The 13051-nt window shown below is 75.1% G+C and carries 12 protein-coding genes; 1 reads left to right on the top strand and 11 read right to left on the bottom strand.

The genetic code is table 11. The features are described 5' to 3' along the window. Positions 1–14: 14 nt before the first annotated feature. The 10 genes from O4U47_RS02655 to O4U47_RS02700 all read right to left on the bottom strand — a co-directional run bounded on the left by O4U47_RS02655 (position 15) and on the right by O4U47_RS02700 (position 10225). On the bottom strand, positions 15–476 hold the full coding sequence (locus tag O4U47_RS02655) for a hypothetical protein (protein WP_270676016.1): 462 nt from the start codon (positions 474–476) through the stop codon (positions 15–17). Positions 477–673: 197 nt separating this feature from the next. Next, entirely contained in the window at positions 674–3427 is a 2754-nt protein-coding gene (locus O4U47_RS02660) for a helix-turn-helix transcriptional regulator (RefSeq protein ID WP_270675842.1), read from the bottom strand. Between the two features lie 122 nt (positions 3428–3549). Further along, positions 3550–4476, bottom strand: a complete 927-nt coding sequence (locus O4U47_RS02665) for an alpha/beta hydrolase family protein (protein ID WP_270675843.1) — start codon at positions 4474–4476, stop codon at positions 3550–3552. A gap of 269 nt (positions 4477–4745) precedes the next feature. Beyond that, a complete protein-coding gene (locus tag O4U47_RS02670; protein WP_270675845.1) occupies positions 4746–7118 on the bottom strand; it encodes a penicillin acylase family protein in 2373 nt (790 codons plus the stop codon). A 127-nt stretch (positions 7119–7245) separates the two neighbouring features. Then, positions 7246–7650, bottom strand: coding sequence for a lasso peptide biosynthesis B2 protein (locus O4U47_RS02675; RefSeq protein WP_270675848.1), 405 nt, complete (start codon positions 7648–7650; stop codon positions 7246–7248). Next, positions 7647–7907 (bottom strand): lasso peptide biosynthesis PqqD family chaperone, encoded by a 261-nt coding sequence (locus tag O4U47_RS02680; RefSeq protein WP_270675849.1) that lies wholly within the window; start codon positions 7905–7907, stop codon positions 7647–7649. Before O4U47_RS02680 ends, O4U47_RS02675 begins: the two co-directional genes overlap by 4 nt. Beyond that, a complete protein-coding gene (locus tag O4U47_RS02685) occupies positions 7904–9754 on the bottom strand; it encodes an asparagine synthase-related protein (protein ID WP_270675851.1) in 1851 nt (616 codons plus the stop codon). The genes O4U47_RS02680 and O4U47_RS02685 overlap by 4 nt, the downstream gene beginning before the upstream one ends. Positions 9755–9847: 93 nt before the next feature. Further along, complete coding sequence (locus tag O4U47_RS02690; RefSeq protein ID WP_270675853.1) at positions 9848–9961, bottom strand: lasso RiPP family leader peptide-containing protein; 114 nt, start codon at positions 9959–9961, stop codon at positions 9848–9850. A 19-nt stretch (positions 9962–9980) separates the two neighbouring features. After that, positions 9981–10094, bottom strand: a complete 114-nt coding sequence (locus O4U47_RS02695) for a lasso RiPP family leader peptide-containing protein (RefSeq protein ID WP_270675855.1) — start codon at positions 10092–10094, stop codon at positions 9981–9983. A 17-nt stretch (positions 10095–10111) separates the two neighbouring features. Beyond that, the gene (locus O4U47_RS02700; RefSeq protein WP_270675858.1) at positions 10112–10225 is read right to left on the bottom strand and encodes a lasso RiPP family leader peptide-containing protein; all 114 of its coding nucleotides are present in this window, start codon (positions 10223–10225) and stop codon (positions 10112–10114) included. A gap of 500 nt (positions 10226–10725) precedes the next feature. Between O4U47_RS02700 and O4U47_RS02705 the strand changes: the two genes are divergently transcribed. Next, complete coding sequence (locus tag O4U47_RS02705; RefSeq protein ID WP_270675860.1) at positions 10726–11985, top strand: cytochrome P450; 1260 nt, start codon at positions 10726–10728, stop codon at positions 11983–11985. Here the strand turns inward: O4U47_RS02705 and O4U47_RS02710 are convergent. Next, the gene (locus O4U47_RS02710) at positions 11956–13023 is read right to left on the bottom strand and encodes an alcohol dehydrogenase catalytic domain-containing protein (protein WP_270675862.1); all 1068 of its coding nucleotides are present in this window, start codon (positions 13021–13023) and stop codon (positions 11956–11958) included. The genes O4U47_RS02705 and O4U47_RS02710 overlap by 30 nt on opposite strands. Positions 13024–13051 lie beyond the last annotated feature (28 nt).

A 13051-nucleotide genomic window follows, 5' to 3' on the forward strand; every position in this document is an offset into this window, starting at 1 on the left:
GGCCCCGCGGCGGGCTACCGCCCCGAGGTCAGGGAGCGGTCCCGCTGCGGGATGCCGGCGCCGGCCATGAAGGCGTCGACCTTGTGGCGCGACGTCATGCCGGTCAGCGGCAGGTACGGGCGGCTCGCGCGGCGCCCCTCGGTCGAGGGGAACACGCGCGGGCGGCCCGCCATGTCGCACAGGCCCAGCGAGCGCGTCCGCCCGGACAGCAGGTAGTAGGAACCGATGTCGGAGAAGGGGATGCGCACGATGTAGCGGCCCCGGATGTACCGGAACTCGCCGTCCTCGATCTCCAGGACCGGTGCGCGCAGGGTCAGCCCGTGCACGATGAGCGCGGCTCCGCACAGGGCCAGCAGGACGCCGAGGACCAGATTGGCCCAGTGCGCCGGGGACACGGCGACGGCCAGCGCCGCCAGTGCGATGAGAACGGCCCCGGCCCCGATCTCCCCTTGCTTGCGACCCACCGGGCAGACCAAGCGAACCGTTTCGGACACGGCAATGCCTCTCTCGTTCCGCGTGACGGGGATGCGGCGATCGCAAGGGAACCCTATCGGCTCCGGGCGCCGCGGAAGGCGGATTCGGGGCGCTGAGGGCGGCCGAATCGCCGCCTTTGGGGCCCACGCTAACGCCGGACCGCGCGCTGGACCGAGCGCCGCGCGGAGGAGGCGGCAGGTCAGCGCATCAGCCGCGCCAGATCGACACGGGAGCGGATGTTCAGGCGGCGGAAGACGGCACGCAAGTGGTACTCCACGGTCCGCGGACTGAGGAACAGGTGCGCGGCGATCTCCCGGTTGGTGGCCCCCTCGGCGACGAGCAGCGCGATGCTGCGCTGCTGTTCGGTCAGGTCCAGCGGCGAGGGCGCCCCCGTCCGCGCGTCCGGGGCGCCGTTGGCCCTCAGCTCGGCGCGCGCCCGCTCGGCCCACACACCCGCCCCCATGCGCTCGAACGACTCCAGGGCGTCCCGGAGGTGGACGTAGGCGCGCCCGGGATCGCGCTCCCTGCGCAGCGCGGTACCGAAGAGGAACGCCGTGCGGGCCCGCTCCACCTCGTCGTCCGCGCAGGACCGGTGGAACTTCAACGCCTCCTCGAAATGGGCCGCGTAGTCCTGGGAGTCGCCCGCGCGCGCGAGCAGAGCCCGCCCCCGGGCCACCAGCGCGCGCCCGCTGGTGCTGTCGGAACCCTCCGCCCACCGCTCGTACCCGGCCAACGCGACCTCGGCCTGGTCCTCGGCGCCGTTGCGCACCGCCGCCTCGACGAAGAGCGGTGCCGTGAGCACACGCATGGTCGGATGGCCCCGCCCGGGTTCGGCGTGCGCGAGCGTCTTGAGGCGGGTGAACGCGGCCACCGCGTCGCCCTGCGACATCTCCAGCAGCGCCAGGGCCCATTCGGCCAGGGCGACGGGCAGTCCCAGCCCGTTGCGGCGGCTGCTCTCCATGACGGACTCGGCCCGCGCGCGGCAGGTGCTCTCGTCCCCTTGGATGGCGGCGAGGAGGCTGAGCCCGGCCAGCAGGTGGGTGGCGCAGTTGGGCTGCCCCGTCTCACGGGACAGCCGCAGGCCTTTCATTCCGTTGCCGACGGCCGACGGCAGGCGCGCGGTCCAGAACTCGGCATAGACCAGGAACTGCAGCGCTTGGGGGATGAGGGCGACCGCGCCCCGCCTGCGCGCCGTCTCCGCCGACCGGGAGGCCAGGTCGCGGACCAGGCGGGCGTCGCCCAGGCGGAGGGCGCACACCGACGCGCGCTTGAGCAGGCGCGGCTCGTCGATCCGGCGCGCGAGGCGCACCGCTGTGCGCAGCTGTTCGGCCGCCTCGGGGTAGCGCCCTTGGAAGGACATCGTGCAGCCCTGGAGGAAAGCGGTGCCGAAGTGCATCTCGTCCGGGTCGTCCTCGTGCACCAGCCCTTGGCCCCGCTGCGCCACGTCGTGGTGGCGGAAGGTGTCTCCGGCGAACGAGGCCGCGTCCGCCGCGTGCATGAGCGCCTCGACCGTGAGCGCCCTGTCGTGCGGTGCGAGCCGGTCGGCCGCCGAGACCAGGGTGTCGGCGGCGTCGAAGGCGTCGCCGTTGAGCAGCATACGGTGGCCGCGCACCATGTCGACCCGGGCTCCGGCGGACCCGGTCGCCCCAGGGGGCCCAGCCGAGGCCAGCAGGTCGGCGGTCCGGTCGGGCCGACCGCTGCGCCAGGCCGCGTCCGCGGCGGAGGCGAACCGGAACGCCCGGTCGTGCGGGTCGGGGGTGAGGAGCGCCGCGCGTTCCAGGACCTCGGCGGCGGCGCCGTCGCCCTCGAGCGTGCGCGCGCGCACGGCGAGACGGGCCATCGCCTCGGCGCGCGCCGTGTCGGGCTCGGGGGCGGCCAGGTGGCGGTGGCGCGCGTGCCGGGAGGGGGCGTGCTCGGCGCTGAAGACCTGTTCCAGCCGTGCGTGGGCGCCGCGGCGCCGGGCGACGGGCGCCAGCAGGTAGACGGCGGCGGGAAGGACGGGGTCGGAGAACCGGAGCCGGTCGCCGTCCGCGCGTACGGCCCCGGCCTCTTCGGCCGGGGCCAGGTCGGCGACCGACGCCTCGGTACCGTCGGCGGCGGCCACCAGGGTGTCGATGCGGGCACCGGGTTCGGCGGCGGCGAGGAGGAGGATGTCGCGGGTGCGCTCGGGCAGGGCCTCCAGGACGGCGCGGTGCGCTTCGAGCAGCCGCTCGTCGAGCGGGAGCGGATCGGGAAGGGCGCGCCCGCCCGTCAGGTGGGCGCGTTCCAGGCGGCGGAGGAACCCGCGGAGCGCGAGCGGGTTGCCGTGGCAGGCGCGGGCGAGCACCGCACGCACGTGGGAGGCGGCCCCGGGGGCGGCGTCGGCGGCGGCCGCCTCGGCCTCGCGGCGGTCCAGGGGGCGCAGCGGGAGCTCCGGGACGCCGGTCAGGAGCGGGTCGGCGGCGCTGGGGGCCGACATCAGGACCGCGAGGTGCTCACCGCCCGCCCGGCGGGCGACCGCCGCGAGGGTCTGGCGGGAGGGGGTGTCGAGCAGGTGCGCGTCGTCGACCGCGCACAGCACCGGCCGCTCCCGGGCGGCCGCGGTGAACAGCGCCATCAGGGCGGCCGCGGTGGCGGGGGCGCGGCCCTCGCCGCCGTCGAGGACCTCTTCGAGCGCCCGCGCGTGCAGGTCGCGGAGGGCGGAGACGCGGTCGGCGAGCGGGCGCACCAGGCGTTGGAGCCCGGCCCCGGGCATGTCGGCCTCGGCCCGGACGCCGTCGGCCCGGACGACCAGCAGGTCCGTGTCCGAGCGCTCGGCGTGGTCGAGGAGCGCGGTGCGGCCGATCCCGGGCGCGCCGGTGACGAGCAGGGCGGCGCCGCGGCCCTCGCGGGCGGCGGCGAGCACCGCGGCGACCGCACCGGTCTCGTGGGTCCGTCCGCGGAGTACGGGCAGGTGGGGGGATGGGGTGAACACGTCTGCACCGTACATAGCGTGCGGTCCCGCGCCCAGGGGGGTGGGCGCGGGACCGGTGGTTCCACGGATGTCCGTCTGGCCGCCCGCTCGTGATCCGGCTCAGGCGGACATGCCGCGGATTCTTAGTAGGGGCAGGTGGAACGGTAGTCGGAGATGTCCCAGTCGGTCCCCGGAGCCGGGCACAGGAACCGGTCATAGCGCAGGTCGTCGTCGACGAAGCGCTTCAGCCAGGAGATGCTGTACTTGGCGATGGTGGTGTTGGAGATGTTGGGCGCGAAGTGGTTCGCGTTGTTCAGCTCCAGGTACGCCTTGTCCAGGCCGCCGGGCATGTTCTCGTAGAACGGGATGGAGTGGGTGCGCACCGACGCGACGGAGTCGTTCTCGGCGCCCACGACCAGGGTCGGCACCTCCAGGTCGAAGGTCTTCTGGGTGTGCCACCCGGTGAGCGGGATCGCCGCCTGCAGGTCGGGGTTGTCCTCGGCGGCGGCAAGGGTCCCGCCGCCGCCCATGGAGTGCCCCATGAGGGCCAGGCGGTCGGGGTCGATCCGGTCGGCGACCGAGCTGTCGTCCACGAGGTAGTCCAGGGCGCGTTCGAGCTGGCGGCCCCGGCTGTTCGGCTGGTCGTAGCGGGTCATGGTGTCGATGGTGAAGACCACGAACCCCTGGGAGGCCAGCCGCGGACCGAGCCAGGAGATCGTGGACTCGCCGGCCGTGTAGCCGGGCGAGATCGCCACGGCGCCGAACCTGCCCTCGCTGGTGTCGGTCGGGTAGTAGATGGTCCCGCCGCCGAAGCCGGTGACGCTGAGCGAGGAGACGTCGTCCTCGTCGACGTCGAAGTGGCCGCGCGGGGCCTCGATCGAGTCCTCTGTCGGGTCGGGGCCGCGCTCGTGGGGGTTGTCCTGTGCGGCGGGTTCGGCCGGGAGCGGAGCGGCGTGCGCCGAGGTGGCGACCGTGCCGCCGCCCAGGGCGAGGGCCGCGGCCGCCAGTAGGGTTCCGGCCGCGCGCGCCCAGCGCGTGCGGCCCGTGTGCGGGGTGGTGTCGATGGACACGGATCGTCTCCCAATCGTGGGGGGTGCTGGTTGACGATCCCGGCCGCCCTCAGGGGAGCGCCGTGGGGAGCGTGCTCTCCCGTGAGCGGCCGGGGGAACACGAGTCTGCGTTGAAGCGGCGGTGCGGCACATCCGTTGAATCACCGGCCTTCGGCGTCCGTGCCGTCAGTGCCCGTCCGTGCCCGTCCGTGCCGCCGATGGGAGACGCCGATCCGCCGGTGCAGGCGGCGCGCCCGGATCGTCGCCGAGCTCACCCGGATGCTCGCGGGCTACCTCGGGCCGGAGGCCCGCGCGGGGCCCACCGCCTGACCCCCCGGCGCGGGCACCAGCCGGATGGTCGCGGCCGTGTTCTCCTCGACGGCCTCCCGCGAGTAGACGAGCGGGAAGTAGTCGCCCCTGCGCCACAGCGGCAGCAGGTCGTCGTAGTGCTCCGAGGCGGGGTCGGCGGACTGGCCGGGCGCGCTCGCGGCGAACGAGCGGTCCCACGCCCCTACGTCGATCACCGCCCGGAAGGAGGCCCCGGCGGCCTGGCCGAAGTCCCCGGGCCGGTAAGAGGACACGTCGACGGTGTCCCACGCGCCGCCGCGGGGCAGCGGGCCGATGTGCTCCCCGGCGGGGTGCTCGAACAGGGTCCACTGCAGGTCGCCCCAGCGCCATCGCGAAGGGTCTCCGCCGAGCCGGTAGGAGACCTCCCCGTAGGCGTCGGCGAGTGTGGCGGCGAACAGTCGCTCGCGCTCGCCCGGGTCGAGCGCCCGCACCTCGTGCACCAGCGTCTCGGTGGTGGTCGGGCCGATGAGCGGGTGGGCCCGGCCGGGGACGCGGGAGGCGTGGACGGCCGGGGCGAGGTGCCGGGTCAGCCAGGTCTCGAAGAGCGCGGCCCCCGCCGAGTCCTCGGCGGCCGTCCGGTCCCACGCGTGCAGGAGCTCCAGCGCGGCCCGGGTGTCCCCGGTCCCGGCGTCCGGACCGGGCAGCAGCGGGACCAGCTCGTCGGCGGGCAGGCTGTACCGGTCGTTCTGCAGGGCCATCGCGTCCCCGGTGCCGAAGGAGCCGTCGGCGGCGAGCACGCCGGTGATGCGCCGGTGCCGGTACGGCGACGGCCACTCGTACCCGACGGGGGCGGGCAGCCGCGGCGCCGGGGTGTACTCGTTCGCGGCGGCGGTGAACCCCTCGGGCGGGTCGGCCTCCCAGGGCAGCAGCGCCCCCTCGGCCAGGCCCGACCACTCGTAGCGGCCGTCGCCGGGGACGGGGAGCAGCCCGTCGTGGTCGGGGCGGAGGGGGACCGCCCCGCCGGACACCCGGGCCACGGTCCCCGAGGTGTCGGCGTAGACGAAGGTCAGCGGCGGGCCGCCCCAGGCCCCGGCGGCTGCGCGGAAGGAGGGCAGGTCCCGCGCGTGCATCAGGCGGAGGGCGCCGAAGTAGGCGGCGGTGCCGGGCTCGCTCCACGTGGTGCGCACCGCATAGGCGGTGCCCTGGTCCTCGTCCCGGAGGACGACCGGGCCGTGCCGGGTGAAGAGCAGTTCGGTGTCGACGGGCTCGGAGCCCCGCACGGGGATGCGCTCACGGACGGCGGCCATGCGCTCCCAGCCCCCGGCGTAGCGGTACAGGGCCGGGTCGTCGGGGTGCAGCCGGTAGGTGTACAGGTCCTCTTGGTCGGCGGACATGTAGGTGAGGCCGAACGCCATCGTCCCGTTGTGCCCCAGGGCCAGCCCCGGCATCGACGGCTCGCCCGCCCCGATCACGTCGGTGCCCGGTGCCGACAGGTGCGCGAGGTACCGCAGTGACGGGGAGGTGAGGGCCCGGTGCGGGTCGGTGGCCAGGAGCGGGCGCCCGGTCTCGGTGCGCCCCGGGGCGACGGCCCACGCGTTGCTGCCCTCCGAGGCCCACGGGGTACCGGCGGCCGGGGGCGGCGGCGCGATGGTCAGCCCCTGGACCGCGAGCGCGTAGTCCCTCAGGACGCCGGAGGGGAGCGCGCAGGGATCGGACCCGTCCGGCACCCGGGGTGTGTGAGAGGGCTGGAGGCGGATGCGCGCCTGGTCGGTCGCGGTGTCGGCGGCGCAGGCGACCCGCGCGCGCCGCACTTCGCTGAACAGGTTGCCCGTGAGGGCGTTCGTCCTGATCCGCACGACGTCCTCGGGGTCCCACCGCGCGGGGCGGTAGCCGAGTTCCTGGAACTCATGGGGCAGGTACGCGGGGTTGTCCTCCAGCCAGTCGATGTAGGCGTTGACACCGTCGGTGAAGCGCTCTGCGACGCGTTCGGCGCGCGGCCCGTACGCCGCCCACTCCTCCTCCATCGGCCCCCGGTAGAGAAAGAGCCGGGCGGCGCGGTCGCCCTCGGCGTACTCGGGGCCGAAGGCCTCGGCCATCAGGCCCAGGCCCCTGCGCCGGAACAGGTCGATCTGGAACAGGCGGTCCCGCGCGGCGTTGAGGCCCTGAGCGAAGTACAGGTCGTCGTCGTTGCGGGCGTAGATGTGCGGAACGCCCCAGTGGTCGACGCGGATCTCCACCGCATCGCCGAGCCCCTCGACCGTGTATTCGGCGGGCTCCGGACGCGGTAGCGCACCCGGGTCGGCCGCCGGTGCGAGCACCAGCGCGAACGCGGCCAGCACTGCTGCGGCGCTGCGAAGGCGGCTGGGGCGGAGCATCCCGGGAACCCTATGCCACCGCCATTCCGGGACACAGCGCACGGCGCCGCCCGCTCGTTGATCTCGGGGGAAACGACGCTAAAGCCGTGCTTGTAGGGTCCTTTTCCCGAGATCAACGCGGGGGTGCTCAGACCCGCATCAGCGGCATGTAGGTGCCGGGCGGCGCGGGCTCCCCGACGGGGGCGCCCTCCGCCTCGACCCAGGCGTGCGCACTGAAGGGCTCGGTCCGCACGCCGGTGCACCAGGTCGGCTGGGCCCCGTGCAGCCGGCACAGGAGCACGGTGGCGAGCGAACGCGGAAGGCACCCCTCGCCCGCGCAGAGCGCGCTGACCGCGACGACCGTGTCCCGCGCGCGCTGGGCCTCCGCGGCGGTCGCGGGGCGGGCCCGCCGGCGCAACAGGGTCAGCAGGCTCCGGATGCGCCGGGGCGGCCTCCGCGACAGCAGCAGTGCGGCCAGGACCGCCGCGCGTCCGGCCATCCGCCGCGTCAGCGGGGGCCGCCGCCGCCCCGGCATCGCCATGGGGATGCTCACCGCGCCACCAGCCCCGCGCCGTCGAGGGCGGCGATGAGGCCGTCCACGTCCGCCGCCGCACGCTCCCTGCTGAGGGCGTACCGCTCGGCCAGGCACCGCGCGGTCTCGTCGGCGTCGGCGCCGCCGAGGAGCATGCGGGTGATCTCCGCCCCGCTGCCGTTCAAGTGGAAGTAGCGGCCGCTGCGTTCGTCGAGCAGCACCATGCCGTCGCCCGCGGGGGTGGTCGTGACCTCGGGCCGTAGTTCCAGTGCGGTCATGTCGCCTCTCCGATCCTCGTCTGCGGTGGGAAGGGTGGGGAAGCGGCGGCCTGCGGCCTGTGGGCCCGCCGCAGCCAGTTCTCGGCACCGAGGGTGGCCTCGATCGCGGCCAGGCCGCTGCTCGCGGTATGGGGGCCGGTGATGGCCGCGCGCAGCGCGCGTGAGTCCACCAGGCCGAGCCGTTCGAGGCGCATGTCCTCGGTCAGCGCGAGGAGTGAGGAGCGGTGCTCTCTCAGCCCGGAGAACGCGTCGGCACTGAATTCGCCCTTGGTCCGGCGCTCCAGCAGCTCCTCGGGGAGCACGCCGCGCATCGCCGCGGCGAGCAGCGGCTTGTACCGGTAGGGGTCGCACAGGCGGGCGCCGTCGATGCTCAGCACCGCGTCCATGACGGTGTCGTCGAGGTAGGGGGTGGCCAGCTCGACTCCGGCGCTCCGGTAGATCTGGTCGACGAGGCGCATCGTGCAGCCCGACCCGCGCACGGTCTGCACCTTCACGTGCTGCGCGCGGGTGGGTGCCGACGGGGCGGGGGCGGCGGACGCCGCGGCGCGCATGCGTCCGGCGACCGCATCGCGGGCGTCCGGTGTGGCCCACGGAGGGAGCCGGGCGGGAAGGACCCAGTCGAAGAAGGGCGTCCTCGGTGTCACGGAGGGCGCGTCAAGGGCGTCGGCGGCGCGGCGCAGCGAGCGGGCGTGCCCGCGCCGGTCCGTCAGAGCGCGCGCGGTGGCCCACAACGGCCACCGCAGTAGGGCCCGGTAGCCCCACGCCCGCTTCATCGCGGTGAAGGGCGCCCGTGCGGCGAGGGCGTGCAGGTGGATGGAGTTGCCCGCGAACAGCTCATCGCCGCCCTGGCCGTTCATGTGCAGCCGGGCCCCCTGCGCGGCGAGGTCGCGCGCCGTGTGCAGGGTCCGCTCCCGCACCCTGATGCAGGACAGCGGCTCGTCCAGCGCGGGCGAGGGCGCGTCGAGGCGGGCGAACCACCGGGGGATCTCCGCCGCGGGGACCACCCGGTGCATGGCCTCGGGCAGGAGGGCCCGCGCCCGGTCCGCCCACGCGGCGTCGTCGTTGGCGGGGTCGGAGGAGTCCCACCGGTAGGTGACCAGGCGTCCCGCGCTGCGGGCGGCGAGCAGGGACAGCGACGTGGAGTCCCAGCCGCCCGACAGGTCGCACCCGACGGTGCCGGTGGCGCGCGTGCGGGCCCGGACCGCCTCCTCCAATGCCTCGGCCACCGCGGGTGCGCCCGCCTCGGGGGAGAGCGCGGGGCGGGGCGCCTCCCACCAGCGGGACAGGCGCAGGGACCCGTCGGTGCCGAGCACGGCCGCGTGGTCGGTGGGCACCGCGTCCACGCCGCGCAGCGGGGCCGCCTGCTCCAGGCCCTCGCCCGGGCCCGGGACGGCCAGGCGGAGCGCGAGGGCGCCGGGGTCGACCGGCGCGCCCGGGGCGGCCAGGGCGTCGGCCCGGTCGGCGAGCACCCGCACGCCGCGCACGTCGGCGTGGAAGAGGCGCCGCACCCCGGAGGACGCCCCGCGCGCCCACACCCGCCCGTCGACGGCGGCGATGAGGTGGAAGCAGCCGCTGAGCGCGCGGGTGCGCTCGCCGATGCGGTCGAGCCCGCCGGCCAGGGCGGACTCGAGGACCGCCGCGCCGGCGGTGGAACGTCCGATGAGGGCGAGCCGGGACGGCCCGGCCAGAACGAGTGCGGCCTCGCCGGGGCCCCAGCTGCCCGCGATCCAGGGGCGGCCGGAGGCGTGCGGGACGACGCGGTCGGCGGCGGCGGTCAGCAGCCGGGCCGCCGGAACGGCGTCGTCGGTGTCGGGGAGGACGGCGAACCAGGTCGGCGGTGTGTGCACGCGTCTCCTCAGCAGCGGCGGTCGGAGCGGGTCCGGGGGAGCGGGGCAGAGGCGGCCCAGAGCCCGGCCGGGCTCTGGGCCGCCCGGGGCGGGCTAGGGGATGATGCCGTACGCGATGCCGTCCCACACGGGGACGATTCCGAAGCCGAGGGTGAGCTCGAGGAAGTCGCCGAGGTCGGTGAGGGCGGGTGCGGTGTATTCGCGCATCAGGGCTTTCCTTTCGATGTCAGGGGGAGATGCCGAGGGAAGTGCCGTCCCAGATGGAGAGGGGGCCGGAGCCGAGGGTGGCCTCGTGGAAGCCGCCGAGGTCCGTGAGGACCGGAGCCGTGTATCCGGGCACCGGTGCCTCCCTTCTTGTCAGGCGAAGACGCCGATGAGGAAGCTGTCCCAGATGGGGATGGGGCCGCCGCCGAGGGTGAGCCCGCGGAAGTCGCCGAGCTCGGTGAGGGCCGGTTCGGTGTATTCGCGCATCTGTGTTTCCTTCCCTGGTCTTCGGGGGTGTGCCACCGCCGGGGAAGGGCGGTCGCGCCTGCCTCCATGCCCTCCGGGCGGGATCGGCGAAACACGCTTTCCGTGCCGTTTTTCCGAACGAATCGATGCGGAGGAACCGGTTCCGCGCAAGCGGTTCATCCGTCCTTTCGCGGTTGCGTTCCGGCCGAATCCGTCGGGCATTCCGGGCGGCCCGGGCGAACCGGTGGCCTGAGGCTCCGACCGGCCGTGTCCGGGACGGGCGCGACTACGAAAGGTGAATGGGCCGATAAGTGGGGACGGGGGTCCGAACTATCGCATTGGGGCTGTTTGTGCGATCGGCCGGGGGTGTGGGTGCGGGAGTCGGTTTCGACGGGCGTGCACCGGGTGCGCCCTGAGGAAAGGGGTATTCCCCCCCGCTCCGTATCCTTTTCGGGGACCGGCCGGAACCCCCTCAGATGCGGGCGACGTTTTCCCGGGAGGCGTGCGGGTAGCCGGAGTCCATGTCCGCTCAGCGCGCGCCCATCCTCGACGAGACCGCGTTCCTTCTGGCGAAGGGATACGCCTGGCTTCCGGACCTGCGCCGGAGGGCCCCGGGGCCGCTGGCCCGCACACGCCTCTTCGGTCGGCACACCGTGGGGATGTGCGGACCGGAGGCGGTCCGCTTCCTCTACGACGAGGGAAGGGTACGAAGGGGCGGAGCGGCGCCCGAGCCGATCGTCTCCACGCTCTTCGGCCACGGGTCCGTCCACGGTCTGGACGGAGAACGGCACCGCCTCCGCAAGGAGGTGTTCTCCGCGACCGCCCGCCCACCGGATGCGGTGGCGTCCTTGACCGGTTCGGTCGCCTCCGCCTGGGACGAGGCCGCCGCGACGTGGCCCGAGCGGTCCCCCGTTGTGCTGTTCCACGAGGCGGCCGGCGCCATCGCCGCCGGGGTCGCGCGCTGGGCGGGCGTCCCGCTCTCCTCTGAGGACGAGGACAGGCTCGCCGCCGACCTCGTGGCCCTGGTCGACGGGTTCGCCACGCTGGGCCCGCGCCACTGGCGGGCGAGGATCGCACGCGCCGAGTGGGAAGGGCGGCTGTCGCGGCTGGTGGACCAGGTGCGGTCGGGGTCGGCGGGCGTTCCCGAAGGGTCGGTGGTCGACACGGTCGCCCGCCACCGTGAGAACGGCGAAGAGCTGCCCTCACGCGTCGCCGCGGTGGAGATCCTCAACGTCCTGCGCCCGACCACCGCCGCGTGCTGGCTCGTCGCCTTCGCCGCGCACGCGTTCACCCTCTGGCCGGAGCAGAAGGCACGCGTGCGGGAAGGGGAGGAGGAGGCGCGGTCCTTCGCCCAGGAGGTGCGGCGCTTCTACCCCTTCGCGCCCTTCGTCGGGGGCGTGGTGCGTGCGGACACCGAATGGAAGGGCGAGCGCATCCCGGAGGGGGCGCTGGTCCTGCTCGACATCTACGGGCAACTCCACTCGCACGAGCTGTGGAAGGACCCCTACGTCTTCGACCCGACGCGCTTCACCGGGCCGCCGATCGCCGACGACGTGTTCATCCCCCAAGGAGGCGGCGATGTCGCCAAGGGGCACCGCTGCCCCGGAGAGGACGTCGTGCTCTCGGTCCTGACCGCGCTGTGCGCACGCCTCGCCGAGCTGGAGTACACCCTTCCCGCGCAGGATTGGACGATTCCGCTGGGACGCGTTCCCACACGTCCCCGGGACGGGGCCGTCGTCGCCGTCGCCGGTTCACACGGGGGAACGGGCGCCGGCTCTTGAGGGGGCGACCATGACCCGCAGGTGCGCCCCGCCGCGCGCCAGGGCGAACACCTCTTCCACCGCCTCCCCGGGAGCCGGGAGCGGGACCGGCGGCGACACCAGCGCCTCCAGGTCCAGGAACTGCCCGGGGCCCAGAAGCCAGTCCACGCCTCGCTGGAAGTCCCGCGCCGTGTAGTTGTGCACCCCGGCCACGGTCAGGCGCCGGGTGACCAGGTCCGCCGGGTCCAGGCGCACCTCGGTCGCGCCGGGGCTGACCGCGCCCGCCGCCACCACCCGGCCCCCGGTCTCGGCCGCGCCGAGCGCGGCGGCGAACCCGGCGGCACTCCCCGAGGCCTCCACGACCAAGGGGAAGTCCAGCCCGTCGGGCACGTCGGTGCGCACTCCCAGGCGTTCGGCCGCGGCGCGCCGACCGGGCGCGGGGTCGTGCACGTACACCTGCCGCCCCTCCGAGCGGAGCATCGCCGCGCAATAGGCGCCGACCGCTCCGGCCCCCAGGACGAGCGCGGGGGCGCCCGGCTCGGCGGGACCGGCCGCGGACAGCACGGCCGCCGCGGTGGCCACGGCGCACCCCGCCGAGACCAGGTGCGCGTCCCCCGCCCACCCGGGAACGCGCAGCACGGGAACCCCGGGGAGCAGCCGCACCGTGTCGGCCAGCGTGCCGGTGGCGTGCGGCGGTCGTGCGGCGCCCTCGTGCCCGTACTTCAGCACCGAGCGGCACTTCATCTCCAGGCCCCGCGCGCACCGGTCGCACGTTCCGCACGCGCTGTACAGGGCGAACACCACCCGGTCTCCGGGGCGCAGGGGAGTGCCCCGCAGGTCGCGGGCGCCGGGGTCGGCGTCGGAGACGGTGCCGACCCCCTCATGTCCGAGCACGGTGCGCGGCGGCGCGGGCCGGGCGCCGCCCACGGTGTGCAGGTCCGACCCGCACACCGCGGCGGCGTCGACGCGCACGTCGACCTGTCCGGCGGCCCGCTCCGGCAGGTCCAGCTCCTCGACCCGTACGGCCCCGCGGTCGAAGACCGCGGCCGAGACCCGCATGTGTTCCCTCCCCCGGTGTCCGTTCCGG

Origin of the sequence: Nocardiopsis suaedae (assembly GCF_027706745.1) — a bacterium.
In the GTDB taxonomy this organism is placed as follows: Bacteria; Actinomycetota; Actinomycetes; order Streptosporangiales; family Streptosporangiaceae; genus Nocardiopsis_A; species Nocardiopsis_A suaedae.